Source organism: Streptomyces sp. B21-105, assembly GCF_036898465.1.
Taxonomy (GTDB): Bacteria; Actinomycetota; Actinomycetes; order Streptomycetales; family Streptomycetaceae; genus Streptomyces.
The window spans coordinates 381,175-407,487 of record NZ_JARUMJ010000001.1; the positions used below are offsets into that span (position 1 = coordinate 381,175).

General features: G+C 72.1%; 18 protein-coding genes and 2 pseudogenes. 14 read left to right on the top strand and 6 right to left on the bottom strand.

What is annotated here, in order from left to right:
- Positions 1-72 precede the first annotated feature (72 nt).
- The 3 genes from QA802_RS01460 (at position 73) to QA802_RS01470 (ending at position 4,464) form a co-directional block, all read left to right on the top strand.
- Positions 73-1,329 (top strand): sensor histidine kinase, encoded by a 1,257-nt coding sequence (locus tag QA802_RS01460; RefSeq protein ID WP_334517540.1) that lies wholly within the window; start codon positions 73-75, stop codon positions 1,327-1,329.
- A complete protein-coding gene (locus QA802_RS01465) occupies positions 1,326-1,970 on the top strand; it encodes a response regulator transcription factor (protein ID WP_334517541.1) in 645 nt (214 codons plus the stop codon). Before QA802_RS01460 ends, QA802_RS01465 begins: the two co-directional genes overlap by 4 nt.
- Before the next feature lie 691 nt (positions 1,971-2,661).
- The gene (locus QA802_RS01470; protein ID WP_334517542.1) at positions 2,662-4,464 is read left to right on the top strand and encodes an RICIN domain-containing protein; all 1,803 of its coding nucleotides are present in this window, start codon (positions 2,662-2,664) and stop codon (positions 4,462-4,464) included.
- 107 nt (positions 4,465-4,571) lie between these two features.
- On the opposite strand, the gene QA802_RS01475 is transcribed toward QA802_RS01470, so the two are convergent.
- Entirely contained in the window at positions 4,572-5,600 is a 1,029-nt protein-coding gene (locus QA802_RS01475) for a saccharopine dehydrogenase family protein (protein ID WP_334517543.1), read from the bottom strand.
- Between the two features lie 207 nt (positions 5,601-5,807).
- Between QA802_RS01475 and QA802_RS01480 the strand changes: the two genes are divergently transcribed.
- From QA802_RS01480 to QA802_RS01495, 4 genes are all read left to right on the top strand, one after another.
- Positions 5,808-6,788 (top strand): helix-turn-helix domain-containing protein, encoded by a 981-nt coding sequence (locus QA802_RS01480; RefSeq protein ID WP_334517544.1) that lies wholly within the window; start codon positions 5,808-5,810, stop codon positions 6,786-6,788.
- A gap of 231 nt (positions 6,789-7,019) precedes the next feature.
- Positions 7,020-10,703, top strand: a complete 3,684-nt coding sequence (locus tag QA802_RS01485; protein WP_334517545.1) for a family 78 glycoside hydrolase catalytic domain — start codon at positions 7,020-7,022, stop codon at positions 10,701-10,703.
- A gap of 250 nt (positions 10,704-10,953) precedes the next feature.
- A complete protein-coding gene (locus QA802_RS01490; protein ID WP_334534225.1) occupies positions 10,954-11,598 on the top strand; it encodes a class I SAM-dependent DNA methyltransferase in 645 nt (214 codons plus the stop codon).
- A gap of 355 nt (positions 11,599-11,953) precedes the next feature.
- Positions 11,954-13,600, top strand: coding sequence for a SpoIIE family protein phosphatase (locus tag QA802_RS01495; protein WP_443042250.1), 1,647 nt, complete (start codon positions 11,954-11,956; stop codon positions 13,598-13,600).
- Positions 13,601-13,743: 143 nt separating this feature from the next.
- On the opposite strand, the pseudogene QA802_RS01500 reads toward QA802_RS01495, so the two are convergent.
- A pseudogene (locus QA802_RS01500) lies at positions 13,744-14,234 on the bottom strand (RICIN domain-containing protein); the annotation flags it as partial.
- On the opposite strand from QA802_RS01500, the pseudogene QA802_RS01505 reads away from it, so the two are divergent.
- The 7 genes and pseudogenes from QA802_RS01505 to QA802_RS01535 all read left to right on the top strand — a co-directional run.
- A pseudogene (locus QA802_RS01505) lies at positions 14,232-14,426 on the top strand (GntR family transcriptional regulator); the annotation flags it as partial. The pseudogenes QA802_RS01500 and QA802_RS01505 sit on opposite strands and share 3 nt — an antisense overlap.
- Positions 14,427-14,699: 273 nt before the next feature.
- Complete coding sequence (nadE, locus tag QA802_RS01510; protein WP_334534228.1) at positions 14,700-15,530, top strand: NAD(+) synthase; 831 nt, start codon at positions 14,700-14,702, stop codon at positions 15,528-15,530.
- A gap of 200 nt (positions 15,531-15,730) precedes the next feature.
- Entirely contained in the window at positions 15,731-16,963 is a 1,233-nt protein-coding gene (locus QA802_RS01515; protein WP_334534230.1) for an acyl-CoA dehydrogenase family protein, read from the top strand.
- 157 nt (positions 16,964-17,120) lie between these two features.
- Positions 17,121-17,258 carry a hypothetical protein gene (locus QA802_RS01520; protein ID WP_334517549.1) on the top strand — a complete coding sequence of 46 codons (138 nt, stop codon included), beginning with the start codon at positions 17,121-17,123 and terminating at the stop codon, positions 17,256-17,258.
- A 203-nt stretch (positions 17,259-17,461) separates the two neighbouring features.
- Positions 17,462-18,568, top strand: a complete 1,107-nt coding sequence (locus QA802_RS01525) for an aliphatic sulfonate ABC transporter substrate-binding protein (RefSeq protein WP_334517551.1) — start codon at positions 17,462-17,464, stop codon at positions 18,566-18,568.
- A 44-nt stretch (positions 18,569-18,612) separates the two neighbouring features.
- Entirely contained in the window at positions 18,613-19,410 is a 798-nt protein-coding gene (locus QA802_RS01530) for an ABC transporter ATP-binding protein (RefSeq protein WP_334517552.1), read from the top strand.
- A complete protein-coding gene (locus QA802_RS01535) occupies positions 19,397-20,332 on the top strand; it encodes an ABC transporter permease (RefSeq protein ID WP_334517554.1) in 936 nt (311 codons plus the stop codon). The genes QA802_RS01530 and QA802_RS01535 overlap by 14 nt, the downstream gene beginning before the upstream one ends.
- A gap of 17 nt (positions 20,333-20,349) precedes the next feature.
- Here the strand turns inward: QA802_RS01535 and QA802_RS01540 are convergent, their stop codons facing one another.
- From QA802_RS01540 to QA802_RS01555, 4 genes are all read right to left on the bottom strand, one after another.
- A complete protein-coding gene (locus QA802_RS01540; protein WP_334517556.1) occupies positions 20,350-21,585 on the bottom strand; it encodes an ABC transporter substrate-binding protein in 1,236 nt (411 codons plus the stop codon).
- Positions 21,582-22,544, bottom strand: coding sequence for a hypothetical protein (locus QA802_RS01545; protein WP_334517558.1), 963 nt, complete (start codon positions 22,542-22,544; stop codon positions 21,582-21,584). The genes QA802_RS01540 and QA802_RS01545 overlap by 4 nt, the downstream gene beginning before the upstream one ends.
- Positions 22,541-23,992 (bottom strand): vWA domain-containing protein, encoded by a 1,452-nt coding sequence (locus QA802_RS01550; RefSeq protein WP_334517560.1) that lies wholly within the window; start codon positions 23,990-23,992, stop codon positions 22,541-22,543. The genes QA802_RS01545 and QA802_RS01550 overlap by 4 nt, the downstream gene beginning before the upstream one ends.
- A gap of 127 nt (positions 23,993-24,119) precedes the next feature.
- The gene (locus tag QA802_RS01555; RefSeq protein WP_334517562.1) at positions 24,120-26,312 is read right to left on the bottom strand and encodes a tetratricopeptide repeat protein; all 2,193 of its coding nucleotides are present in this window, start codon (positions 26,310-26,312) and stop codon (positions 24,120-24,122) included.
- Position 26,313: the final 1 nt, after the last annotated feature.

Here is a 26,313-nt window from a genome sequence, read left to right on the forward strand (position 1 = left end):
CGCGGCCGGTGCAGGCGGTGGATAGACTCGGGCGGCCTGTCCGAGTGGATCATCCGTCCAGGGGAGTTCGCCGTGACCGACCACGCCTCCGTCCGCACCCCGTCGTCGGCCCGCCGCGCCCTGTCGACGCTCGACCGCGTCCCGCATTTCGTCTTCTTCTGCGTCGTCGGCGCCGCGTCGGTCCGGCTCGTCCGTGAACCGAACCCGCTGTGCACGGAGATCGTGGCCGTCAGCGCAGTGCTCGCCGTGGGCTACGCGGCGGGCTTATGGCTGTGGAGCAGATTCGACGGACTCGCCCGCAGTCTGTGGGTGACCGCCCTGCTGCTGCTCTGGACCACGCTCATGGTCCGCAACCCGCCGTCCCTTGCCGCTGCCTACGCCTGGTGCGGTGTACCGCTGGCCTGCCTGGTCCTGCGTGCCCTCGAACGGCGCGGCGCGACGATCGCCCTGGCCGGCGTCACCGTGGTGCTGCTCGGCGGCCTCACGCACCAACCGGGGGGATTCGACGCCGAGTTGGTGCTGATCCCCGTGGCGGCCGTCTGGGGCACCGTGACGTTGTACCGCACGCTGCAGCAGGACGCGACGGAGCGTCAGCGTCTGCTGGCGGAGCTGCGCGGGACGCGGCGCGTGCTGGCGGACGAACAGCGCAGGGCGGGTGCGCTGGCGGAGCGGGAGCGGATCGCCAGGGATCTGCACGACACCCTCGCGCAGGAGCTCGCCGGTCATCTGATGCTGCTGCACGCCGCGGAACGGGATCTGGTGGAGCGTCCGGACGCCGCGCGCGACCGGGTCCGCGCGGCCGTCGACGGGCTGGACGCGGGCCTCGCGGAGACCCGACGGATCATTCACGACCTCACGCCCTCCGCCGTGGCCGAATGCGGTCTCGAGGACTCGTTGAGACTGCTGTGCGCCCGTGCGCAGCAGGAGGGGACGGCCGGGTGTGTGACGTTCCGTTCGGTGGGAGCCCACCCGGCGGAGGTGAGCGTGGGAGCCGCGGCCACGCTGTTCCGGGTCGCGCAGAGCTCACTGGCCAACGTCAGGGAGCACGCGCGCGCCGGGAACGTGCTGGTGACGCTTCGTCAGCGGCAGGGCGCCCTCGAGCTGGAGCTGCTGGACGACGGGATCGGTTTCGTTCCGGCCGTCGCGGGCGCGACCGCGGCGCGGGACCGGGGACTCGGTCTGCGCGCGGCGCGGGCACGGCTGCGTGAGCTGGACGGTGACCTGCACGTCGACAGTGAGCCCGGCCGGGGCACACGGATACGTGCCGTGGTGCCGGCCCGACGCGCGTCGGGCCGCGCGCTGCCCGCGGCCGCGGCCGTGAACCGGTGACGGCGACCGGCGTGCGGCTGCTGATCGCGGACGACCATGTAGTGGTCCGCGCGGGCCTGCGGGCGCTGCTGGAGGGCGAGCCGGACGTCGAGGTGATCGGGGAGGCCGGCAGCGGCGAGGAGGCCGTGCGACTGGCCCGGGAGGTCGCGCCCGACGTGGTGCTGATGGATCTGCGGTTCGCCGGCGGGGGCATGGACGGCGTCGAGGCGGTCCGGCGGTTGACGGCCGAGTCGCCGGGCCTGCCGGTGGTCATGCTGACCAGTTACGCGGGGCGGGCGGACGTCGTGCGCGCGCTGGAGGCCGGTGCGCGCGGGTATGTGCTGAAGGCGGGACCGCCCGAGGAGCTGTTCCGTGCCGTGCGCGGCGTCGCCGCCGGCGGCATGGGTCTGACGCCGGAGATCGTCGAGGGTCTCGTCGGCCGGGCGATCGGCGTCCGGACGGATCTGACGCAACGCGAGCTGGACGTCGTCCGGCTGATGGCCGAAGGACACGGCAACCGCTCCATCGCGGAGGCCCTCTTCCTCAGCGAGGCGACGATCAAGACGCATCTGGTGCGCGTCTACCGCAAGCTCGGGGTCGACAACCGGGCGGCCGCCGTCTCGGAAGCGGCCCGCAGGGGACTGATCGACCTCTCGCCCTGAGCCCCCTGCCGTCGGCCCGCCCCCGGATCGCGTCATGATCCCGGCAGGCACCGCGCCGGGGACTCCTGCCCGACCTCGCCGGCACCCGACGAGATGCTCCGCCGGGCCGGTCGCCCGGGACCGGGTACCGGCCCGCTCCTGCCCGAGGGGCGTCGACCGCCCCTCCCGCCGCACCGCCTGTACCGACGAATCCGGTCCAGAGTCTTGACGGCACCGGTATGACTGCGCTGACATGGCTGCGCAGTCATACGGAGCGTCGGACATGGACGACACCGGCTGCACCGGGTTCGGACGGCGATCGCCTGGAGACTTCATGACGCGAGCGGCAGGACGGGAGACGCGTCACGGCACACCGTGCGATGACGGCACGGCCCGGCAAGCCCGCGTCCCCGTCCGGCGACGTCCCCGGCGGTTACGCGGTAGCCCGGCACCCGACTGATCCGGGGCGCACGAGCCCGGACCACAGCCGGCTTCCACAGTTCCCGTCACCCCGGACGAGCCGCCGTACCGGCTGCCCGACCCTTCACGACTCCCCGGCCGGGCGCACCCCTGCCTGCCCCACCGGGGATGTGGAACCGGAACCCGAACCCGAGCCCTGGGCCGTCCGCGTCCTTGCCGCCGAACGGCCCCTCGACTCCCCACCCGCATCAGGGAATCCGGCCGTCTTCACGGCCGTCCCCAAGGAGGAACCGTGCAGAGAAGAAAGCTGGGCAGAGCGCTCGGAACGTTCGCCGCGGCCTCGGCGTTGCTGGCGGTGCCGGCCGGAGCGCAGGCGTACAACCCGACGGGCGGCAATCTGTATCAGCTCGGCAGCGAGCCGTGTCTGAAGGGACGCGGCAACTGCGCGGTCTACCCCAAGTCGGCGCAGCTGCCGAGCGGGCGTCTGGTGGCCGCGTTCGAGAAGTCCACGGTCGTGACGGCGTCGGGCAGCGCCGACGGACAGACCCTCCCGGTCTACAGGAGCGACGACAAGGGCACGTCCTGGCAGCCGCTGTCCGAGGTCAAGGCGCCCGCGTACATCTCCTCCGACCCTCAGTACGCGAAGTACACGAGCAACTGGACCAACCCTTACCTGTACGTCCTCCCCCAGGACGTCGGGGACCTGAAGCAGGGCACGCTGCTCCTCGCGACGGTGGTGTCGGGCGACGACTACTACTACAAGGAGCACAAGGCCGCCGACCCGAACTGGACGCCGTCCAACGACGGGGACCGCAAGGACCTGGCGATCGCCCTGTACTCCAGCAGCGACGAGGGTGCGACGTGGAAGATCGTCAACGTCGTCGCGACGGGTGGCTGGCAGGGCGGCAGCGCGGGCGCGGTCGGCCAGAACGTGGCGAACGCCAACGCGAACCGGCAGGTGGACCCGCTCTGGGAGCCGTACCTGATGGTCCACAAGGGCCGGCTCGTCTGCTACTACTCCGACGAGAACGACTACACCGGCTTCAACGCGACCACCGGCGTCCCGACCCTCGACCCCGCCAACGACACCGCCACGGATTCCCTCGGCCAGATCCTCGTGCACAAGACGTGGGACGGCCGCAGCGCGAACTGGAGCTCCCCCGTCGTCGACATCGCCGGCCTGACCCAGGCCATGGGCGGCGGCAAGACGGAGATCGGGGGCGGCCGACCGGGCATGACGAACGTCGTGCGCACCACCGACGGCAAGTGGATGATCACCTACGAGTACTGGGGCGGCGGGGCCGACACCCGCTACCGGGTCGCCGACGACCCGCTGAAGTTCTTCACCGGGTCGGCCACCGGCACAGGGATCGACTCGCTGCCGGTCGACACCGGTTCCCGTCCCCTCGCGAGGGGCGGCAGCCCGGTCCTGATCAGGCTCCCCGGCGGCCGCCTGGTCTACAACGCCGCCGGCGGCGGCAACGTCTGGGTGAACGAGAGCGGACGCAGCGACGGCACGTGGAAGGAGTACCAGACGACCTCGCCGGGCGCCTACAGCCGCAACCTGCAGTACGTCGACGGCACCGGCCGCATAGTGATCCTCAACAACCAGGGCACCTCGACGCTCAGGTTCGCCGAGGTCGACCTCGGTCACACCGACGGCGCCTACCACCAGCTGGTGAACCGTAAGACCGACCAGGTGATCGGGACCGGGAACAAGACCAACGACGCCAACCTCGGCAACGGGGACGTTCCCGACGTCCGTCTGGAGGCCCCCGGTTCCGCGGCGAACGCGGACACCCAGTTCTGGCACGTGACGACCGAGCCCGGCGGCGGTGTGACCCTGCTGAACAAGGCCGGCGGGCGTGCCGCGGCCATCTGGACGGGCAACGCGACGGCCGGGCAGAAGATCGGCCAGTGGGTCGACAACAGCAGTGCCGGCAGCTGGAACCTGGTCAAGACCAGCGACGGCTTCTACCGGCTGCAGTCCGTCAAGAACACGAGCCTGTATCTCACCGGTGCGTCCGCAGGGGCGCAACTGACCCTGCAGAACTCGGTCACCGACGGCTCGCAGGACTGGGAGCTGGTCCAGTAGGCCCCGCCTCACCGATCAAGGAACTCACGGCGTGCGGGCGGGGGCCTGGCGACGGCGGGCGGGGGCCTGCTTGCGGGGGCCGGAGGCCGAGTGGCTCCCGCTCGCTGTCAGGGACGCGGTTCCACCGTGATGTGCGGCGACAGCGCACGAAGGAAGTCCGGCGCGTCGAAGACCTCACCCGCGGAGACGACGCCCACCGCCTCCGTGCGTCCCGTGAGGATGCGGGCGACCGCCTCGACCACCAGGGGCGCGGTGACGGCGTAGATGTCCCGGCCGCGGGCCACGGTCCGCCGTTCGGCGTCGCCGGAGCGCACGACGACGTCGACGAGAAACGTCTGGTCGGAGCGCCCGCGCTCGTCGGCCGCGGCCGGCGTGGGAGTGTCCGGGGCCGCGATGTCCCGGGCCGCCTCGACCGTCATGTAGGTGCGCACGTCGGGGATGGACAGGTGGCTCGGTACGGTCACGACGTCGGCCATGGTGAACTCCCCGATGACGGACCGAGGTCCCAGCGGCTCGGGGAACGGCCACTCCAGGATCGGCGAGGCGTCGTCGCGGTACTCCAGCCGCCCCTCGGCGTAGCGGACACGCCGGCCGTCGCGCCGCTGCCGGGAGACCGCGCCCGCCGTGCGCGTTCCGGCGGTGGGATGCCAGTTGCTCAGCCCGTACGCGATGTGGGCCTCGTCCGCCGTCGCCCAGCCCCGCGCAGCCGCGGTGACCAGCAGGTCGCCGAGGCCGCCGAAGAAGGCCATCGCCGGGACGACCAGCGCTCCCGCCTCCCGTGCCCGGTCGGCGAAGCGCGCGAAGGTGTCGACGTTGGCCTCGATCTCGGCCGCCACGTCGAGGTACGGGATCCCGGCCCGCAGCGCCGCCTCGATCACCGGGGCGGCCGTCGTGGCGAAGGGCCCGGCGCAGTTGATCACGGCCGCGGCGCCGGTCAGCGCCCGGTCAAGGGCGGCCGGGTCGTCGACGGACGCCGGGCGTGCCTCCCAGCCCGTCTCGTGCTCCAGCGCCTTCAGCTGATCGGCGTCGCGGCCGGAGAGGACGGGGCGAAACCCGCGCTCGCCGAGCTCCGTCACCACGAACCGCCCGGTGTGCCCGTAAGCGCCGAACACCGCTACCTGCTGTCCCGTTCCCATGGGTACTCCCCCGTACTCGATCGTTCCGCCGCACTCTGCATGCACTGTGCTCTCCATGCAGTGCGCACTGCGTTCACTGCGCTCCGCATGCACCGCGCACTGCGTTCTCTGCGCACTTCCTGCACCGCGCTCTGTCATGGACATCTTGGCGAAAGTCCGCTCCCGGCCGCCACCGTCCGGAACGCCATGCCTCGTACACTTCCGGACATGACCACCGTCGCGCTGGCCGTCACCGACGGCATGCTGCACTTCGAACTGGCCCTGGCGTGCGAGGTGTTCGGCTCCGACCTGACCGGCGTGGCGGACCCCTGGTACCGCTTCTCGCTCTGCGGACCGACCGCCGTGCGGGTCGGCCACTTCCGACTGGAGCCCGATCACGGACTCGACCGGCTCGAGCACGCCGACACCGTGATCGTCCCGGGCTGGGCCGACATCGACCAGGATCCGCCGGCCGAACTGGTCGAGGCGGTGCGCGCGGCCCACGAGGCGGGCGCACGCGTGGCCTCCCTCTGCACAGGCGCCTTCGTGCTGGCCGCCGCCGGTCTGCTGGACGGCCGGCGCGCGACCACGCACTGGGCGCACGCCGACGTACTGGCCGCGCGCCATCCCCGGGTGACGGTCGACCCGGACGTTCTCTATGTGGACGACGGCAGCGTGCTCACCTCGGCCGGCAAGGCCGCCGCCATGGACCTCTGTCTGCATCTCGTCCGCCTCGACCACGGCTCGTCGGTCGCCAACACCCTCGCCCGCCGGCTGGTCGTGCCGCCGCACCGGGACGGGGGTCAGGCCCAGTTCGTGCGGACGCCGGTTCCCGCCCCGGGCAACCACCCGCTCGCCGAGCTGTTCCCCTGGGCGTTGCGCCGGCTGGACCGTCCGCTCACCGTGGAGGACCTGGCCCGCCGGGCGCGGATGAGTTCGCGGCACCTGGGCCGCCACTTCAGGTCGGTCACCGGCACCACCCCACTGCAGTGGCTGCTCATCCAACGGATCCGCCGTGCGCAGGAGTTGCTGGAGACCACCGACGACACCGTCGACACCATCGCCACGGCCACCGGCATGGGGACCGCCACGACGCTGCGCCGGCACTTCAACCGGACGGTCGGCGTGGCGCCGGACGCCTACCGCCGTACCTTCCGCTCCCGGAGCCTTCCCCCGAAGCACCGGGAACTCCACAGCGCGACCGGATGAAACCGGAGACGTTGACAGCGCGGCATATGCGCCTCAGGATGTCAGCCACTCACTCCGCCCCTGGTCAGGGAGACGTTGTCCCCGCTGATTGAATCGTTTTAAGGACCCGCCGTGCCGCCTGTCGCCCCGCCGTCCCGCGCTGCCCGAAGACACCGCAGATCCCGCAGAGCCGGATCCCCCCGTTCTCTTCTGACCGTCCTGCTCACCGTCTGCTTCGCCGTCTTCGGCGGCGTGACCGGACAGCTGCCTCTGGCCAGTGCCGCCCAGGACAGCCCCGCGGCGCTGACCGTGAACAGCCTGACCGCCCCCGTCGACGTGGCCCCCGACTCCACCCCGCTGCTCGGCTGGCAGGTCGGCGGCGACCGGCAGACCGCCTACCGGATCCAGGTCGCCACGACCTCCGCCGCCCTGACCGGCACCCCCGACGTGTGGGACTCTGGCCAGGTCACCTCCGCGGCCGACGGCAACGTCTCCTACGGCGGCCCGGCCCTGACGGCCTCCGCCGGCTACTACTGGCGGGTCCGCACCTGGGACTCCTCGGGGGCGGCGTCCCCGTGGTCCGCAGCGGCGACCTTCGGCACCGGGCCGGGCACCACCTGGCCGGGAGCCACCCCGATCTGGAGCGGCGCCCCCACGGCGTGGACGAACTACACCTTCCAGGGCAGCTTCGTCATCGACGCCAAGTACGCCAGTGTCACCTTCCGCGCCCAGGACACCAGCAACTACTACCTGTGGCAGTTCAAGGGCAACGGCGAGAACGCCATCGCCCCGCAGATCCAGAAGAACGGCGCCTTCACCGCCCTCAAGACCGCCGCGGCCCTCCCCTTCGCGCTCACCACCGGCTCCACCTACGACTTCCGCGTCGTCGCCTCCGGCTCCACCTTCACCACCTCCCTCAAAGCACACGCCGACACCACCTGGACCCAGGTCGACACCACCACCGACTCCACCTTCACCTCAGGCGGCATCGGCTTCCGCACGGGTCTGACCGAGCAGGCCACCTTCGACGACCTCACCGTGACCGGCAGCGGTGGCCAGTCCCTCTACGCCAATGACTTCGGCGACGCCGACAACGCCGACTTCGCCTGCGGCACGGTGACGAACGGCGCCCTGTTCGTCGACAAGGCGAAGAACTGCGGCACCGGGTTCCCGACCGCCTGGACGAACTACACCTTCCAGGGCAGCTTCGTCATCGACGCCAAGTACGCCAGTGTCACCTTCCGCGCCCAGGACACCAGCAACTACTACCTGTGGCAGTTCAAGGGCAACGGCGAGAACACCATCGCCCCGCAGATCCAGAAGAACGGCGCCTTCACCGCCCTCAAGACCGCCGCGGCCCTCCCCTTCGCGCTCACCACCGGCTCCACCTACGACTTCCGCGTCGTCGCCTCCGGCTCCACCTTCACCACCTCCCTCAAAGCACACGCCGACACCACCTGGACCCAGGTCGACACCACCACCGACTCCACCTTCACCTCAGGCGGCATCGGCTTCCGCACCGGCAGCACGGAGCAGGCCACGTTCGACGACCTCACCGTCACCGGCGACAACAACCGGTCGCTCTACAGCAACGACTTCAGTGACGCCGCCAACGCCGACTTCGCCTGCGGCACCGTCACGAACGGGGCGCTGTCCCTCGGCACGGGCAAGAACTGCGGCACCGGGCTGCTGACGGTTCCCAGCTGGTCCTTCCTGCGCGGCAGCACCAAGCTCGCCGTCGGCAAGAGCATCGCCTGGGCCCACCTGTACGCCACCGGCGCCTCCACCACTCCGGCCCGCCAGTTCGTCTACAAGCTGTGGGTCAACGGCAGTTTCGTCGGCGTGGGCCCGACCCGGCCGGTCGGCTCCGAAGCGCGCTACGACGGCTACGACGTCACCTCGCTGCTGACCGCCGGCGCCGTCAACACCGTCGGCGCGCTCGGGTACACCACCAGCGATCAGCGCTTCCTCGCCCAACTGGTGGTCCGCTACACCGACGGCACCACCAAGACCCTGAGCACCGGCGCCGGCTGGAAGTCCCTGGACGGCACCCGCATCCTGCCCAACGCCGGTTCCATCGGCACCAGTTACTACAGCGCACCCAAGGAGAACTTCGACGCCCGCCGCTACCCCTTCGGCTTCGCCACGTCCGCCTTCGACGCCTCCGCGTGGCCCGCGGCCGTCCCCAAGGCCGTCTTCGGCAACCTCCAGCCGGCGCCCACCGCGAAGGTCCGGCAGTCGTTCAGGACGCCCGTGTCGGTCACCGAGTACTCCGCCGGCAACTACTTCGTCGACTACGGCCGCACCTGGATCGGCGGACTGTCCCTGAACCTGACGGGCACCGCCGGGCAGGTGGTCGACATCCGCTACGGCGAGGTCACCTCCGGCACGAACACGGTCAAGTACCAGACCTCGGCCGGCAACACCTACCAGGACAAGTGGGTCCTGAAGTCCGGCAGTCAGCAGCTGGAGACCTGGGGCCTGCGCGTCTTCAGGTACGTCCAGGTCATCGGCGCCCCAACAGGGCTGACCTCGTCCGACTTCAAGGCCGAGGCCTACCTCTACCCGTTCGACGAGTCGGCGGGCGCCTTCGCCTCCTCCGACACCTCGCTCAACGCGGTCTGGGCGCTGTCCCGCAACACCGTCGAGGCGACCAACCTCAACCTGTACGTCGACTCGTGGGAGCGTGAGCGCGACATCTACGAGGCCGACACCTACCTCCAGCTCATGGGCAACCTCTACACGGGCGGTGACACGGCGCTCGGCGACTACTCGCTGAACTTCCTCAGGTCCAACCGCACCTGGCCCACCGAATGGCCCATGTACGTGATCCTGGCGATGCACGACAGTTACGAGACGACCGGCAACACCGCGCCGCTGTCCGCCGCGTACACCGCCCTGCAGGGCAAGCTGCCGGACAAGTGGTACGAGTCGGCGACGGGCCTGATCCACAAGACCACCGGCAGCACGGGCGCCAGCAGTTGCACCGACTGCGACATCGTCGACTGGCCCACCTCCGAGCGCGACGGCTACGTCTTCACCTCCTACAACACCGTCGTCAACGCCCTCGCCCACCGCGCCTACACGAACATGGCGGACATCGCCACCGCGCTCGGCAAGAGCGCGGACGCGGCCGCCTACACGGCGAAGGCCACCGCCATCAAGAACGCGGTAAACGCGCGGATGTGGGACTCCGCCAAGGGCGCCTACCGCGACGGCCTCAACAACGACGGCACGGTGATCAACCACTACGCCGTCCAGGCCGGCGCCTTCGCCACCGCCTTCGGCCTCGCCGACTCCTCGCAGGCCGCTCAGGTGGCCTCCTACCTGGGCAGCCGAGGCATGGCGTGCAGCGTGTACTGCGCCCCGTTCGTCATCCAGGCCCTGTACGAGGGCAACCGGCCCGACCTCGCCCACAGCCTGCTGACGTCGACCGGGACCCGCAGCTGGATGAACATGATCAACGACGGGGCAGGGGCCACCATGGAGGCCTGGGACCTGTCGCTGAAGTCCAACACCACCTACTCCCACCCGTGGGCGGCCTCTCCGTCCTACACGATCGCCCGCAGCATGTTCGGCATCCAGCCCACCGCCCCGGGCTACCGGACCTTCCGGATCAAGCCACAGCCGACGTCGGTCACCTGGGCCAACGTCACGGTTCCCACCGCGCACGGCACCGTCGGGGCCGCCTACGACACCACCGGCGGCGGCCGCGTCGACGTCGGTGTGAAGGTGCCGGCCAATACGACCGCCTCGGTGTACCTGCCGGGCGGCACGGCGGGCACGACCAGCGTCTTCATGGACGGCAGCAGCGTCGCCGCCACGTACGACAACGGCTTCCTGCGCGTCGACGGCGTCCAGCCGGGCTGCCACATCCTCACCACGGCGTCCGACAGCAGCCCGTACAGCGACACCAGACTGACCGGCATCTGCTGAGAGCACCTGCCCGCCAGGCCCGAGGCGCCCCGGACGTTGCGGGGCGCCTCGGTGCGTGACACGGACACGGGAAGCAGCCGAACGGCCACCTGCGCGTCGTGACACAGCGTGTCCGTCGGCCGGCACTCTCGCCCCGGCGGATCGCGCCCTTCGGACCACGCCCAAGTGTGCATAAATGTGAAAAAATCGCGCATAAGGCATAAGGAGGGTCCTCGTGAGCGATCCTGCCGACGAGCTCGGCTACGGGAGCATGGAACTCGACCGCGCGGGCCAGGCCGAGGCCTTCGACGCCATCGGCGACGACTACGACGAGGCCTTCCCCCACAAGGAAGGGCAGGTCGCGTCCGCCGAGTGGCTCATCGGATCCCTGCCGGCCGGGTCCCGTGTCCTGGATCTGGGCTGCGGCACCGGGGTCCCGACCGCCCGCCGGCTGGCGGAGGCGGGGCTGCAGGTCGTCGGCGTCGACCTGGCGGACAGGATGGTCGCGCTCGCCCGCAGGAACGTGCCCACCGGGGTGTTCCACCGGGCCGACATCGCGGATCTGCGGCCCGGCGGCCCACGGGACCTCGGCCGTTTCGACGCGGTGACGGCCTTCTTCGCCCTGCTCATGCTGCCGCGCGCGGAGATTCCCCTCGCCCTGCGGACCGTCCACCACCTGCTGCTTCCGCACGGACTGTTCGCGTTGTCGATGGTCGAGGCCGATGTGGACGACTTCACCATCCCCTTCATCGGCAGGACGATCCGGGTGTCCGGCTACCTCCGGGAGGAGCTGCGCGAGATCGTCGAGGAGACCGGCTTCGAGATCGTGGAGGAGACCGGGTACTCGTACGCTCCGGCGACCGTGGACGTCCAGCCCGAGGTGCAGATCTTCCTGCGATGCAGGCGGCGCGCCTGACGACCCCTGGCCCACGCTCCCCGGGCGGGATTGCACGGCAGGAAGGACGCGCGTGACGAAACACCGCGGAGCCGACACAGGCGCCGGCGACCAGACAGCCGGCGTGCACGAACCCGCTGCTCGCAGGCATGGACGGGAGCGCCCCGCGCCGTCACCGGAGGCCGGAGACCGCGCCGAGGCGGCGCCCGCGCGGCCGGACGAGGCTCCGTGTCCCCGAGGCGGCGGCCGGGCGGTGCGCCTGTCGGCCGCGGACGCTCCCGCAGGACGGGCGAAAGGCGCCGCGCGTGACGCCGGCGAGCCGCAGACCGACCGGCTGCGGTACCTCGACGCGGCGACCCGGCAGATCGCCCGGGGCATGAACCTCGACGAGACGTTGCGGGAACTGTGCCGGGCGGCCGTGCCGGCCTTCGCCGACCTGGCCTTCGTCCACCTGTACGCACCACTTCCGGTCGGTGACGAGATCACCCCCTCCCCCGGCGTCCTGCGGCTGCGCACCACGGACCGCGCGCCGGCGGGCCGGGCCGCCCCGTACGGGCCCCGGTCGATCCCACCGGCCGTCGGCACCGTCCAGGCGGCACAGGTCGTCCGGACGTCGGCCACCGGCTTGCTGGCCCGGCTGCTGCGGGCCGGGCGGCCCGTGTTCGGGGACCTGCCGGGCGTTCGTTCCGTGGTCGCCGAGCTGCTCGGGGTGGCGGGCAAGCCCGGTGCGGTGCCGCCCGGACGGCGGCTGATCCTCGCTCCGCTGCACGGCCGCAGCCACGCCATGGGCAGCGTCGTCCTCGTCCGCGGGCCCGGCCGGCCGGACTTCACCGGCGACGACCTGCTCGTCGCCTCCCAACTCGCCACGCACACCGCCCTCGGCATCCACAAGGCGGTGCTCTACGTCCGCGAGGCGTCCGTGGCGGACGCGCTCCAGCGCACCATGCTTCCGCCGTCGCTGCCGGAGCCGACCGGAGTCACGCTGGCCAGCCGCTATCTGCCGTCCTCGAGAACGGCACAGGTCGGCGGCGACTGGTACGACGCGATCCCGCTGCCCGGCAACCGTGTCGCGCTGGTCATCGGCGACGTGATGGGCCACTCCATGACCTCCGCCGCGATCATGGGGCAGTTGCGCACGATCGTGCAGACGCTGGCCGGGCTGGACCTGCCGCCGGACGAGATCCTGCACCACCTCGACGAACAGGCGGAGCGGCTGGGCAGTGAGCACACGGCGACCTGTCTGTACGCCATGTACGACCCCGTACAGCACCGGCTGCTGGTGTCCAACGCGGGCCATCTGCCACCGGTTCTGCTCCACCCCGACGGCAGCACGGAGGTCCTTCCGGTCCCGCCCGGGGCTCCGATCGGCGTCGGCGCCGGCGGATTCGAGTCCATCGAGATGCACGCCCCGGCCGGAGCGACCCTGGTGCTGTACACCGACGGCCTGGTCGAGTCCCGCGACTCCGACGTGCTGACCGGGGTGGACCGGCTGCGCGCCCGACTGCGGACGGCCCGCTCGGGATCCGCGCCTTCGGCGCTGGAGGAACTGTGCGATCGGGCGCTCGGACCGCTGGGGTCGGGAGACCGGGACGACGACATCGCGCTGCTCGCGGCCCGCTTCGAGGGCATCCCGCCGGAGACCGTCGCGTACTGGTACATGGCCCCGCGTCCGCAGACCGCGCGGCAGGCTCGCCGGCTGACCCGCAGAACCCTGCACCACTGGGGTCTCGACTTCCTGACGGAGTCCACCGAGCTCCTGGTCAGCGAGGTCGTGGCGAACGCCGTGCGCTACGCCACCCGTCCGATCACCCTGCGGCTGCTCCGCACGGACGTGCTGCGCTGCGAGGTGGCGGACGACTCGCCCCTGGTGCCCCGGTTGCGGCACGCCCGGCTGAGCGACGAGGGCGGACGGGGACTCTTCCTGGTGGACCGGTTGGCGCAGCGCTGGGGGGCGACGCGGGTGAGCGTGGGCAAGGTCGTCTGGTTCGAGCAGCCGCTCCCGGGCGGTCAGGACCCCGGCTGACGGGATGCGGCCGCTGGGGCCGCTCGCGATGTCGGACCGACACGCGGCCCGGCCGGGCCACCCGTGATTCCCGGTGGAGGGGCTGCTGCGGGGATGTGGGGGAGCACGCCCCCGTAGCCCAACCGGTCTGTCGTTCGGGGAGGTCAGAGCGCGGTGAAGGTCCACAGCAGGTCGGTGCTGGAGCCGTAGGTCCACTGCTTGGTGACCGCTCCTGAGGCGACGCTGCCGCCGCCGTCGAGCACCAGCCCGGTGGTGCGGTTGACGGTCGAGTAGCGGTCGCCGTCGCGCCGGGTGATCGTCCACTGCTGGTCGGGGCTGCCGTTCCAGGCGGCCTGTCGGGCCGGCGAGCCTTCGGCGGTGGCGCCCGAGCCGTCGGCGACCATGCCGCTGGTCCGGTTGACCAGGTTGTGGCAGCCGCCTCCCACGTCCACCGCCTGCCACTGCAGGTTGGGGGTCGCCGTCCCACGACCACTGCTCGAGGTTGGCGCCGGAGGCGACGTTGCCGCCGCTGTCGAGGGTGAGGCCGTCGGTGACGTTGGTGATCCGGAGGTATGTCGCCGGGTCGAACTGGACCTTCAGGGAGGCGATCTGGTCGTTGTTTGCCGGTGACCCGCAGGTCAGGGCTGTCGACGGTGGTCCGCTGCGCGCCCGCATCTGACGCGGCCGGACGGACGACCGGTCCGCGGGCCGCGCCCTGGCCGAGCACGAGGCGATCCACCGGGCGCCGTCCACCCGCGACGCCGCCCTCAGTCAGGCCGCCGCGCTGCTGCACGTGAGCACCACCGAGCAGTGGCTGAAGAAGCACCTGCGTGCCAACGGGCCGCTGGTCTCCGCGTCGCCTCCGCGTCGCCTCGGCAGCGACAGCGGCCCGGCGGACGTCGACCCCGGTCGCCCGGGACGACGGGGAACCGGGCCGGGACGACGGGGCCCCGGCGCGGTGGTCATGGCATCCGTGTCACTCGGCGCCTCGCGTCCGATGTCCGACGCATGGCCGACAGTGATCCGGGGGACTCCTGGATCACGGTGTCCGCTGCGGGTCCCGCCGGACCCGCAGCCACGTGAACGAGCGCACCGAGAACAACGAGCACGAGGAGCAGTCGTGAACGAGCCCGAGCGCCTCGCCCTGCGGCAGGAGATCGCCAGGGAACTCCAGGTCGCCGAGAGCTTCGAGGTCGAGGCGGAGATCGAGCGCCGGGTGGCCTTCCTCGCGGAGCGGCTGACCTCCACCGGCTTGTCCTCCTTCGTGCTCGGCATCAGCGGCGGCGTCGACTCCACCACCGCCGGCAGGCTGTGCCAGCTCGCGGTCGAGCGGGCCCGGGACGCCGGGCACTGCGCGCGGTTCTACGCGATGCGGCTGCCGTACGGAGTCCAGGCCGACGAGCACGACGCCCAGCTCGCCCTCTCCTTCATCCGACCCGACCGGGTGCTGACGGTGGACGTCAAGCCCGCGAGCGACGCCGCGCTCGAGGCCCTGCGCGCCACCGACGTCACCTTCCGGGACGCCGGTCACCAGGACTTCGTGCACGGCAACATCAAGGCCCGACAGCGTATGATCGCCCAGTACGCGGTGGCCGGCGCGCACCACGGCATGGTCGTCGGCACCGATCACGCCGCCGAGGCGGTCTCCGGCTTCTTCACCAAGTTCGGCGACGGCGCAGCCGATCTCGTCCCGCTGTCCGGCCTGACGAAACGACGGGTGCGAGCCGTGGCGGACGCGTTGGGGGCGCCCGCCGAGCTGGTGCGGAAGGTTCCCACGGCCGACCTGGAGACCCTCGACCCGGGCAAGGCCGACGAGGACGCGCTGGGCGTCGCCTACGACGACATCGACGACTTCCTGGAGGGCAGGCCCGTCACGGAGCGCGTCTTCGCGACGATCGTCGACCGCTACCGCCTCACGGACCACAAGCGGCGCCCGCCCATCGCCCCGTGACCAGACGCGGGCTCCCCGCCCGTAGACCCCCGCCGCACTCACCGTCCTCGCGTCTTCTCCGGAAAAGATTCCCGATATTTCCTATCGGATAACTAGGGAACCATTGACGACCCGCTCGCCGGATGCGCAGGATGAAGCACGCGCGAGCCATGCACGGTGTGAGCCGCGTCCCTGCCCCGGATCCCGAGGAGACCGCCGTCATGGGCGTTGCCGCCGCGCCGTCCGCACCCGCCTCGTCGCACCACCGGACCGCGCCCGGCGGCCGTGCGCACTGGTTGCGCGTGGCCCGGGAGGCGGCGGACGACCTGGCCACGGACGCGGCGGCCAGGGAGCAGGCGGGCAAGATCCCCTTCGACGAGGTGTCGCGGCTGCGCGAGGCGGGGCTGCTGACGCTGCTGGTGCCGGCCGGTCAGGGCGGTGGCGGCGCCGACTGGAGCACGGCCTACGCGGTGGTCCGGGAGATCGCCGCCGCCGACGGTGCGATCGCCCAACTCCTCGGTTGTCACTACTTCCTGGGGTGGAGCACCGGGTCTCTCGCCGAGCCGGGCCGGGGCGCCCAGGTCGAGCGGCAGTCCGTGACGGAGGGCTGGTGCTGGGGCGGCGGCCTCGCCCGCCGGGAACCGCCGGTGACGCTGACCAGGACGCCCCAGGGGTACGCGCTCGACGGCCGGCAGAGCTACGCCTCGGGGATCCTGGTCGCCGACCGCATCGCCGTGCGGGCGGTGCGGTCGGACACCGGCGAACCGCTCGCCGTCGTCGTGGACCCGGCCGACCACCGGGTGCGGACGGACGGCGACGCCGGCGCCTTCGGCCAGCGGCTCGCGGCCGGCGGCGCCGTGGAGTTCGACGCCGTGCCGGTCGCCGCCCGTGACGTGCTCGGCTCCCTGTCCGCCGACGAGGAGGTCCTGTCCCCCGCACTCGCGCTGGCCTCGCCGGTGGGACGCCTCCTCTCCGTCCAACTGCTGCTCGGCATCACGGAGGGAGTGCTCGCCGAGGCCCGGGAGTACCGCAGGGCGGGCCACGCACCCTGGCATCCCGCCCGGCCGGCGGACTCCTCCCGGGACCCGCACGTCCTGGCCGCGTACGGAGAGCTGACGGTCCTCGCGCGCTCCGCCGCCGCGCTCGCCGGGCAGGCGGTCACGGCCGTGGAGGGCGCACTGGCGCGCGGCGCGGACCTCTCCTACGACGAGTACGCGGAGGCGTCCGTCCTGGTGGCCGTGGCCGAAGCCGCCGTCGCCAGGGCCGCGCAGGAGTCCACCACCCGCGCCCTCGACATCATCGGCGCCCGCTCCGCGTCCTCGCGGCTGGGCTTCGACCGCTTCTGGCGCAACGCGCGGGCCCACACGCTGGACGAGCCCGCGTCCCACCGCCTGCGCGACGTCGGGGACTACTTCCTCAACGGCGCCCATCCTCCGTTCACGCTGCCCGCCTGACCCGCGGACCCAGGCCGCCGGGCCGCGCCCCGGCAGTACGCCGTCTCGATGGACGATACGAAGCTGTCCATCATGCGAACACCCTCTTGGGAGAAGCGCGCACTTCTGCCACGATCCCTATCAGCCAGGTAGGAATACTAGGGATCAGGGGGTGGCCATGAGTTCGTTCGACCGCACCGGCCGGGCGCTGCCCCTGCTGACCTCGCGCCGTCACATCGACTTCGGCCGCACCTCCAGCGCCTTCTGTCGGCCCGTCCGACACCACAGCAGCTGCACTTCTCGCCACCAGCGCTGAACTCCCGTCCGGCTCGCCGCACTCGGCGCGCCGGGCGCCCCCGGCTCGCCGCTCCCCCCACTCCCCCGCGCTCCGCCGCCCGGCCCGCCACGGCTCCTGTGCCGTCGAAGGCCGGGAGGCGGTGTGCCGGCGCACGCGGAAGGCCGTCGCCCCGACCCACCCGCAACGCTCCGCTCTCTCCGTTCCCCTGAAAGGACACCGCCGTGTCTGCCGCAAGACCGCTCGCCGCACTGCGCGCCCTCGCCGCCCTCGCCGCCCTGCCTCTCCTGCTCACCGCCTGCGGCTACGGGTCCGAGGCCACCGACGGTGACAAGCAGACCCCGGTGGCGGCGGGCGCCAAGAAGCTCTCCGCCGACGAGGTCAGCATCGGCTACTTCCCCAACCTGACGCATGCCACCGCCCTGGTGGGCGTCCAGGAAGGCCTGTTCCAGAAGGAGCTCGGCGGCACCACGATCAAGGCGTCCACCTTCAACGCCGGCCCCTCCGAGATCGAGGCGCTGAACGCCGGTTCCATCGACATCGGCTGGATCGGCCCCTCCCCGTCCATCAACGGGTACACCAAGTCCCAGGGCAAGAACCTGCGCATCATCAGCGGTTCGGCGTCCGGCGGGGTGAAGCTGGTGGTCGACCCCGAGAAGATCAAGACCCTGGACGACGTCAAGGGCAAGAAGATCGCCACCCCGCAGCTCGGCAACACCCAGGACGTCGCGTTCCTCAACTGGATCGCGGAGAAGGGCTGGAAGGTCGACGCACAGAGCGGCAAGGGCGACGTCTCCGTCGTCCGCACCGACAACAAGATCACCCCGGACGCCTACAAGTCCGGCTCCATAGACGGTGCCTGGGTGCCCGAGCCCACCGCGTCCAAGCTGGTCAGCGAAGGCGCCAAGGTGCTGCTGGACGAGTCGACGCTGTGGCCGGACAACAAGTTCGTGATCACGAACATCATCGTGTCGCAGAAGTTCCTCAAGGAGCACCCCGACGTCGTCGAGGCCGTGCTGCGCGGCTCGGTGAAGACCAACGAGTGGATCAACGCCAACCCCGACAAGGCGAAGGCGTCCGCCAACACGGCGCTGAAGAAGCTGTCGGGCAAGGCGCTGCCCGCCGACATCCTCGACCCGGCCTGGAAGTCCATCGCCTTCCTCGACGACCCGCTGGCCGCCACGCTCGACACCGAGGCGCAGCACGCCGTCAAGGCCGGTCTGCTGGACAAGCCCGACCTGAAGGGCATCTACGACCTCAGGCCGCTCGACAAGGTCCTCAAGGCCGCGGGCAAGCCCGAGGTCAGCGACGCCGGGCTCGGCGTCGAGTAGCGGAAGAAACCACCCGCCCGTACAGCTCCCAGGAGGTGACGACCATGGCCGCCACGATCGCCCAGGCTGCCGAGAACGCCACGGCGGCGACCCACGCCGCCCGCATCGCGCACGTCTCGAAGTCCTTTCCCGTCCCCGGCGCTCCCGGCGGACAGCAGCTCGTGCTGGACGACATCACCCTCGATGTCGCACCCGGCGAGTTCGTCACCCTCCTGGGAGCCTCCGGCTGCGGCAAGTCCACGCTGCTCAACCTGGTCGCGGGCCTGGACCGGCCGACCGCCGGCTCGATCGCCACGGACGGCCGGCCCGCCCTGATGTTCCAGGAGCACGCCCTGTTCCCGTGGCTGACCGCGGGCAAGAACATCGAACTCGCCCTCAAACTGCGGGGGATCGCCGCACCCGAACGCCGTCAGGAGGCGGAACGGCTCCTGGACCTCGTCCGGCTTCGGGGCGCGCACGGCAAGCGCGTGCACGAACTCTCAGGCGGGATGCGCCAGCGCGTGGCCCTGGCCCGTGCGCTGGCCCAGGACAGCCGGCTGCTGCTGATGGACGAACCGTTCGCGGCCCTCGACGCCATCACCCGTGACGTGCTGCACGACGAACTGACCCGTATCTGGCGCGAGACGGGACTGTCGGTGCTGTTCGTGACGCACAACGTGCGGGAGGCCGTGCGCCTCGCCCAGCGGGTGGTGCTCCTGTCCTCCCGGCCGGGGCGCATCGCCCGCGAGTGGACGATCGGCATTCCGCAGCCGCGCCGCATCGAGGACAGCGCGGTCGCCGAGCTGTCCGTCGAGATCACCGAAGAACTGCGCAGGGAGATCCGCCGACATGGCCAGCACTGACACCGGCGCCACCGGCTCCACCGTCGGCGACGACGGCCGCCCGGCGACCGGGGAACCCCGTGACCCGCACGACCTGACGGGGCTCGAGGCCGGACTCGACGCGCTGGAGACGGTGCAGACCTCTCGTACGCCGCTGCGCGAGACCCTGCTGCGCAAGGTGCTGCCGCCCGTCACCGCCGTCGTGCTGGTCCTGGCCCTCTGGCAGTTGCTGGTGTGGTTCGAGGTCGCCCCCGACTACAAGCTGCCCTCGCCGGCCGACGTGGGCAGCGAGATCCGCGACGCCTGGTTGCAGGGCACCCTGCTCGACTACATCTGGACCAGCGTCTCGCGGGGGCTGCTCGGCTTCCTCCTGGCGCTCGTCATCGGCACCCCGCTGGGCCTGCTGGTCGCCCGGGTGCGGTTCGTCCGGGCGGCCATCGGCCCCGTCCTGTCGGGACTGCAGTCCCTGCCGTCGGTGGCCTGGGTGCCGCCCGCCGTGATCTGGCTCGGCCTGGACGACTCGATGATGTACGCCGTGATCCTGCTCGGCGCGGTGCCGTCCATCGCCAACGGTCTGGTGGCGGGCGTCGACCAGATCCCGCCGCTGTTCCTGCGGGCCGGACGCACCCTGGGCGCGACCGGGCTGCGCGGAGCCTGGCACATCGTGATGCCGGCGGCGCTCCCCGGCTATCTGGCGGGTCTGAAGCAGGGCTGGGCGTTCGCCTGGCGGTCGCTGATGGCCGCCGAGATCATCGCCTCGTCGCCCGATCTGGGCGTCGGTCTCGGTCAGCTGCTGGAGAACGGACGCAGCAACTCGAGCATGCCGCAGGTGTTCCTGGCCATCTTCCTGATCCTGCTCGTCGGTGTCGCCATCGACCTGCTGATCTTCAGCCCGCTGGAGCGACGGGTCCTGCGCGGCCGGGGTCTGCTGGTCTCCCGTTGACCGGAAGGACGTCCACGTCACCCCGGGCCGGCGCAGAGCTTGTCACGGGGAACGGGGGAACTGCCCAGCTGCTCCTGGACCTGGTCGAGATCCCCTAGGTACCGGTCCGGGTCCGTCGTCGTGGCGGTCGCGTAGTCGAGGACCGCCCGGTAGAAGGCGGCCGACACGTCGGGCGTCATCGCGTCGGCGGCGCCGAAGCACAGGGTGTAGCCGGAGCTCGGTCGGAGCATCTGGGCTATCCGCTGCTGCACCGAGGTGGCGTAGCGGGTGACGTGACTGTCGGCGGAGAAGGCCGCGCCCGCCGCCTGGTCCACCCACAGCTGCTGGGCTTTCGTCCCGGCGAGGAAGGCGATGAACGCCTCGGCGCTCGGGTTGTCGTCGGTGAACATGCCGACGAAGTCCGCCGAGACCTCCAGTCGGCGGGTACGGGAGGAGGTCACGAAGTCGTGGGCGTGTCCCTTGTCGAACCCCATGGCGGACAGCGCGCCGTGCGCGAGGGAGCACCTGGGGGGCGTCGTGGTCATTCCCGCGGCCGCCTCGCCGAAGTTGCGGACGGCCGCGCCCTTCACGCCGGCGCCCATGAGAGCACGCCAGGTGGTCCACGCCTCGTCGACCTGGGGCGTTCTCCATTTCTCGGTGCCGGCCAGCCACTTCGTGTAGAAGTCGGATCCGGTCCGGGCGAGGAGGATGTCCGCGATCCAGTCCGCGCCCGGCCAGCCGGAGGTGGGTCCGGACTCCAGTCCCAGACACCAGATCCCGGGCGTGCCGAGATCGGGCGGCGCGGACCGTCCGGTCGTCGCCTTCGCGAACCAGGCGAGGCTCTTGACGTCCACCTTGACGGGCACCGCGTAGACCTTGCCCCGCACGGTGGCCAGCCCGCGGAACGGCTCCAGATAGGCGCCGGTGGGCACGTCGAGCGGCTGCAGTGTCCGTTCCTTCCCGTTCCCCCGCTGCGCGTAGCCGTGGACGGCTCCCACGCTCGGCAGCATGGCGAGGTCGGGCGGCGCCCCGGCCGTCACGGCGGCGTCGAGCTGCTGGGTCAGGGCTCGGGTGACCTGGACGTCCACCTGGATGCCGGTCTCCTTCTCGAACGCCGTGAGAACCGCGTAGAAGGCCTGGAACTCGTCACCCGACCAGGGGATCATGATCGTCACGCGGTCGGGCCGGGACGCGTCGCCGCAGCCGGCCGCGGCCAGCAGCAGGCCGAGGACCAGGACCCAGCGCGTGAGCCGCGCCGTCAGCGTCTGCTTCATGGGCGCGGGAACCTGTACTCGGAGAGACGGGGACGGTAGCCGAGGTAGGCGAGCACCGCGGCGACGGCGAGCAGGCCCAGGGTGAGCGTGGTGGTCAGCCAGTGTCCGAGCAGCGGGGTCTGGTGCAGGGCCAGGGTGTCGCGTCGGCCGAGCCGGCTGGCGGTGATCCCGACCGCCGCGGTGGCGGCCAGGGCGGCGACCAGGCGCAGGCCGACGAAGCGCCGGAAGCGCCGGGCGAGTACGTACCCGGTCGCGAGGACGCACCCGAGCATGACGGCCGTCGGCCCGACGAGCAGGGAGCGGACGTAGACCGGGTTCAGCCAGCGCGACCGCTTCTGCGCGTCGAGGGCCTCGTTCTGCAGGTCCTTCAGGTCGGTGAGGGACGCCGTGAGTCCGCCCGTGCCGGGGATCCATTTCCCCGTCCGCGGGTCCTTCGCCCGGGGAGCGGTCAGCGCCAGCCGGGCGGAGTCGAGGACGCCGGGGCCGCTGCGCGCGTAGTCGCGCACCGCCGTGTTGGCCAGCTGCAGACAGGTGGTCAACTGGCTCTGGACGTACTCGAACTGGGTGCGTCCCCGGTTGCCCGCCGCGTTGCCCGCGGCCGCCGACGTGACGAGGGTGTTCACCCGTGCGGTGTCGTTGGCGAACTCGGTGCCCGTGCCGATGAGCGTGACCTGCCGGGTGGCGGCGACCTCGGCGAGCGCCGCCTCCGCCGCCACTGCCGTACCGCGGGCCTGCTCGATGTCCGCGACGGCGGCCTCGGTGCGTCGGGCGGCGGCCATCTGGTCTCCGGCCTGCGCCGACACCAGCAAATAGAGCAGCGCCGTGGCCGCCACCATGGCGAGTACGCCCGCTCTGAGCCACCGCAGCACTGCGACGGGGTGGACAGCCCGCACCCGTCGGCGCCCGTCGGACGCCCTCTCACGCAGGGACCGCCGGGACCGGCCGGCCGTGGCGCTCACGAGGCGTCCGCCGGTCCGCCGCCCGGCGCGTCCACTCTCGCGTCGAGGCTGTGGCCGCACGCCTCGCAGAACCGCGCCGAGCGGGTGGACGGCGTAGTGCCGCACCGGGGGCAGCGGCGGACGGCGTCGTGGCCGTCGGCCGTCGGCAGGTGCACCGCGTCGACGGGCGGGGCCACGGTCCTGGTCGAGTCGAGTCCCAGTCGTTGCACCTGACCGCGGGAGACGTCGCGGCGCATCTGCGGCAGGCCGTCGGGGCCGTCGACCGACACCGAGCGCAGCAGTCGCAGGCGCGCGGTGTCGCGGAGTTCCTCGGCCAGCCGTATCGCGATGCGCAGTTCCCGGTCGGCGCGTTCGCGTAGCCCCTTCTGGTGGGCGTCGGCGCAGGCCCGCATCGCCATGCCCAGTTCGTGCTCGTTCTCCACGCGGGTGAGGTCGGCGGACGGCGGGATGTCGAACCCGGGTGTCCCGCGCCGCCGCACCACCATGGCCCGCGGCTCGCTGCACGGCGCGCGGGTCCCGTCGCTCTGCTCGCAGTGCAGCGTGATGCTGGCGGCGCGCAGGTCCTCCTCGACGGTCAGCGCGTCGGGGTCGTAGCGCAGGGACACCTGGTACTGGCGGGTTTCCGGCGGCCAGGCGCCGAGCGGGACGTGGATCTCGTCGCCGTGCTGCCGACGGGCCGTCAGCTCCGACTCCACGGGGCGTGTCTGGCGTACGAAGCCAAGCCGGAACCGGCTGTTGAGGCGCAGGCCGAGGTAGACACGGGGTACGACGATGCGCTGGGCGTGCCGCATGGTCCGGGTGAAGTCCCCTGCGAGGTCGGAGGCGGTAACGACGGCTTCGGCGTTGCCGTGCAGAGCCTGGGTGATCCTCAGCAGCTCCGCGTAGTTCCAGTCGTCGCCGAGCCCCCGGGCGTCGCAGACGAACCGGTCGGCGCACGACTCCAGGACGCTGCCCAGTTGTTCGGGTGTCTCGTGTTCGTCCTTGCCGTCCGTGTAGAGCACCGCGTGGCGGACGACGCCGGGCGAGGCCGCCGCCGCGAAGAGGCGGTCCGCGCAGGCCAGCCACCGGCCGATCGCCGTGCCGCCCTCGGCCAGCTGGCCGATGATCCGGCTCTTGGCCTCCTGCCGGGCGCCGGCGTCCACCGTCGCGAGGCCGCCGGTGGCGGGGAAGACGACCTCGGCCTCGTGATGGCCCGCGACGATGCCGACGAGGGTCCCGTCCCGCAGGGCGTCTACGGCCGCGCACAGGGCGCGTTTGGCCTCGTCCAGCTTGCCGTGCCCGGCCATGGACAGCGACTTGTCCATGATGAGGACCACGGCGGTCTGCGTCCGCGACGCCTGCCCGTCGACCGGGCGGGCCCGGACGGTGACGAGGGCGTCGGCGCGCGTCCCGTCGTGGGCCAGGTCGGCAGGTGCGTCCACGTCCACGTCGAAGCTGAGCCCTGTCAACGGCGGCCTGTCCCCCACCGGCACCACCCGACTGTGTCCCCTGTGTCCCCGTGATCCGGGCTTCCCGTGCGTCTCCGTATGCCGGTGCGTATGCCCGTGGGCATCCCCGTATGCCGTGCGTAGCGACTCAGGAGCTTAGCGTGTCGGGTCCCGCTCCGACACGGGAACGACCGGTTCGCCTGCGAAGCGCCGGCCACCGCCAGTCGAGCGGCGGGCGCAGCCGGTTCGCGAGGTCCACCAGGGCCACGTAGGCGCGTTCGGTGGCAGCGTGCGCACCGAGCCCGCGGACGGCTTCCGACAGCCGCAGCCGGTCGTGGGCGCGCAGGAACTCGGCGTACTGGATCTCCGCCTCGAGGCCGGCGGCCGCGGCGTCGTCCACGTGGAGGCCGTCCAGCGCCCCGCGAGCGCCCGCCAGGTCGTCGGGCGCAGGCGGGGCGGACGGGGTCTGTCGGGCGGGGACGGTGACGAGCAGGCGGATGACCGCGACCCGCGCCTCGCGCTCGTAGCGGAACTCCTGGGTGAGCCGTTCGGCGACGGCCACGGCTTCCGCGCGCCGGCCGGACAGCAGGTGCACCCGGGCCAGCCCGAAGCCGGCCGCGCCGAGCGCGGGCGTGGTGTCGAAGACGGTGCCGTAGTGCGAGCGGGCGACCTCACGGTCGTCGCGGAACTCGGCGCACAGGCCGAGCGCGAGCTGCGGGATCAGCTCCCCCGGCAGGGCCCGGCGCACCTCGGTGAAGTGGCCGGCGGCTCTGGGCACGTCCTCGCGGGCGAGCGCGATCAGGCCGCGGTACCAGGCATGCAGCCAGTGCCAGTCGGGCAGTCCCGCGCGCGTGAGCGCCCGTGCGGCCCGGGTGACGTCACCGCGCCGCAGCGCGAGCCGGCTCTCGGCCAGCGCGTTCGTGGCCGGGTCGCCGATGTTCGGATCGTCGGGGTCGGACAGGGGTGTGGGGAGGGCGCCCGCCATGTCGCGGGGGCCCGGGCAGGAGAACGGCGCGGGCAGGGTCAGCAGGGCGTCCCCGGTCACGGTCGCCCGGACCCAGTGGTCGAGAGGACGCGCCGCGCCCAGCCCGCCGTGCAGGGGCTCGGTCATCGAGCCGAACAGCGCCGAGGGCCGGGCGACCTGCCGGCCGGCCGGCGGCGCGGCCACGATCTGCCGGACCACTCCGCTGAGCTGCTCGCCGAACTGGCGTGCCGAAACGAATCTCCGCTCGGGCACGTCGATGTCCGTGGCACGGTCCAACAGCAGCATCAGCGAGTCCGCTCCCGGCGCCGCCCGGTCGGCGCCGTGTGCGCGGCACACCTCCCGCAGGGTCATGCCGAGGCCGTACAGGTCGAATCCGGGCGTGGGCTTCACATGCTCGGGGTCGTCCTCGGGGGGCGCGTACGCCTTGGTGTAGGCGACGATCGGCCCGGCCTCCTCCTGGGAGCGCACCGCGCCGAAGTCGATGAGCCGCACCCGGTCCAGCGGTCGGGCGGAGCCCGCGGAGCCCTCCTCCCGGAACCTGATGACGTTCAGGGGTTTGACGTCGCAGTGCAGCAGCCCCCTGGCGTGCAGGTAGTCGAGTGCCTGGAGGATGCGGACGCCGTGCGCGAGCAGCGTCTCGAGGCGGTCTCCGTCGCGCGCCGACAGGGCGACGCCCGGCACGTACTCGAGCACGAGGTGGGGTCCCTCGGGTTCGTAGCCGAGGATGCGGACGATGCTGTCGTGCCGGAGCCCGACCAGCACGTCCCGCTCGTGCTCGGCCGTCCTGGCCACCGACCGGTTCAGCGCCTTGAGGACCACCTGAGTCTCGAGGTTGCGGTCGTGTGCGAGGTACGCGGCGCCGTAGGCCCCGGAGCCGAGGACCCGCTCGACGTCGTAGCGGCCGGCGATGGTGAGGCCCTGCGGCTGGGCGAAGTCGAAGCGGGTTCCGCAGTGCGCGCAGAAGCCCGCGGTGCGGCCGGGCTCCTCGCCGTGCCCTCGGCCCACCGGCTGCCCGCAGACGGGGTTCGCGCAGAACCGGTGCTCCTCGGCGACCGGACCCGCCGCGGGGAGCGGCGGGTCGGGGAGATCGGCGGCGAGGCCGGAATCGATCAGGCCGAGGCCGTACCAGGGGTCCGGGCGCACCGGCGCCACACCGACGCCGACGCCCCGTACCTGTTCGGCGCCCCCCGCTGAGCCGGCGCCGACGCTCCCCGCCGCGCCGGCGCGCTGTTCCGGAGCCGCACCGGCGGGCGAGGCGGCGTGCTCCCGCGGCAGCGGGCGCCGGTCGCACACCGGGCAGAAACCCTCGCCGTCGATCTCGCCCAGGCCGCAGTCGGGGCGGTTGCACCTCAGCACG

What these genes read in the sequence shown, in the direction of transcription:
- QA802_RS01475 (WP_334517543.1), bottom strand. Translation starts at nt 5,600, where the DNA reads ATGGGAACGGGACAGCAGGTAGCGGTGTTCGGCGCTTACGGGCACACC.
- QA802_RS01480 (WP_334517544.1), top strand. Translation starts at nt 5,808, where the DNA reads ATGACCACCGTCGCGCTGGCCGTCACCGACGGCATGCTGCACTTCGAA.
- QA802_RS01490 (WP_334534225.1), top strand. Translation starts at nt 10,954, where the DNA reads ATGGAACTCGACCGCGCGGGCCAGGCCGAGGCCTTCGACGCCATCGGC.
- QA802_RS01495 (WP_443042250.1), top strand. Translation starts at nt 11,954, where the DNA reads ATGAACCTCGACGAGACGTTGCGGGAACTGTGCCGGGCGGCCGTGCCG.
- QA802_RS01515 (WP_334534230.1), top strand. Translation starts at nt 15,731, where the DNA reads ATGGGCGTTGCCGCCGCGCCGTCCGCACCCGCCTCGTCGCACCACCGG.
- QA802_RS01520 (WP_334517549.1), top strand. Translation starts at nt 17,121, where the DNA reads ATGAGTTCGTTCGACCGCACCGGCCGGGCGCTGCCCCTGCTGACCTCG.
- QA802_RS01530 (WP_334517552.1), top strand. Translation starts at nt 18,613, where the DNA reads ATGGCCGCCACGATCGCCCAGGCTGCCGAGAACGCCACGGCGGCGACC.
- QA802_RS01535 (WP_334517554.1), top strand. Translation starts at nt 19,397, where the DNA reads ATGGCCAGCACTGACACCGGCGCCACCGGCTCCACCGTCGGCGACGAC.
- QA802_RS01540 (WP_334517556.1), bottom strand. Translation starts at nt 21,585, where the DNA reads ATGAAGCAGACGCTGACGGCGCGGCTCACGCGCTGGGTCCTGGTCCTC.